This is a genomic window from Collinsella sp., assembly GCF_052346665.1.
GTDB lineage: Bacteria > Actinomycetota > Coriobacteriia > Coriobacteriales > Coriobacteriaceae > Collinsella.
Map to the genome: position 1 here is coordinate 594 of NZ_DAWDUX010000018.1, position 1,324 is coordinate 1,917.

Consider the following 1,324-nt stretch of genomic DNA (forward strand, 5'->3'; position numbering starts at 1 on the left):
ACCGCCGCTACCGACGAGGTCGCTTCCAAGATGCTCGCGATGTTCGATGAGGAGAACCCCATCTACATGATGGCCGACTCCGGCGCCCGTGGCTCCAAGGCGCAGCTGCGTCAGCTCGGCGGCATGCGCGGCCTCATGGCGGACATGTCCGGCGAGACGATCGACCTTCCCATTAAGGCGAACTTCCGCGAGGGTCTGCTCCCGCTCGAGTACTTCATCTCCACCTACGGCGCTCGTAAGGGCCTCGTCGATACCGCCTCGCACACCTCCGACTCCGGTTACCTCACCCGTCGACTCGTCGACGTGGCACAGGACGTCATCGTGCGCGAAGAGGACTGTGGCACCACTGAGGGCTGCACGTACAACCTGATCATCCCGGGCACCGAGGATATCAACGCCGACCTCGTCGGTCGTTGCTTCCTCGAGGATGTCGTGGCTGCCGATGGCACCGTCCTGTTCAAGAAGGACGAGTACATCACCTGCGTCGACGACCTCAAGAAGATGGTCGACGCCGGCCTCAAGAAGGTCGCGCTGCGTGCACTGCTCACCTGCCGCTCCAAGTACGGCGTGTGCCAGAAGTGCTACGGCTGGGACCTCTCCACCCGCCGTCCTGTCGCCATCGGTACCGCGGTCGGCATCATCGCCGCCCAGTCCATCGGCGAGCCCGGTACGCAGCTTACGATGCGTACGATTCACTCCGGCGGCGTCGCGGGCGTTGCGGACATTACGCAGGGTCTCCCGACCGTTTCGCGTATGTTCGACATCGTCGGCAACGTTAACGAGAAGATTCTCGGTCGCGAGGCCGACCTCGCCCCGTTCTCCGGTCACCTGGCCATCAAGCCCGAGAAGTCCGAGTATGTGCTCACGCTCACCGACTCGGACGACCCGAGCCGCATTCTGGACGAGAAGCGCGTTCCCGCCGCCGTGCAGTTCATGCCCGGTATCGAGGACGGCTGCGAGGTCCGCGCCGGCGATCAGATCACCAAGGGCTTCGTGAACTTCCGCAACCTGCGCCAGCTCACCGACATCGAGTCCACCATGCACACGTTCGTCGAGAACGTGAAGGAGGTCTACAACTCCCAGGGCGTCGACCTCAACGACAAGCACATCGAGGTTATGGCTCGCCAGATGCTGCGTCGCGTTCAGATCACCAACCCCGGTGACTCCCGCTACCTGCTCGGCCAGTACGTGGACCGCTACGAGTTCGCCGACGAGGTCGATCGCGTGGCGCGTCTGGGCCTCACGCCGCCTGCCGCCGAGCCTGCGATTCTGGGTACGCTCAAGGTCGCTTCCTCCATCGACTCCTGGCTGTCCTCCGCGTCGT

Annotated in this window: 1 pseudogene; it reads left to right on the forward strand. The window is 63.9% G+C overall.

The annotated features are described in order from the left end of the window. Positions 1-1,324: pseudogene (locus ACT8II_RS04635) on the forward strand (DNA-directed RNA polymerase subunit beta'); the annotation flags it as partial.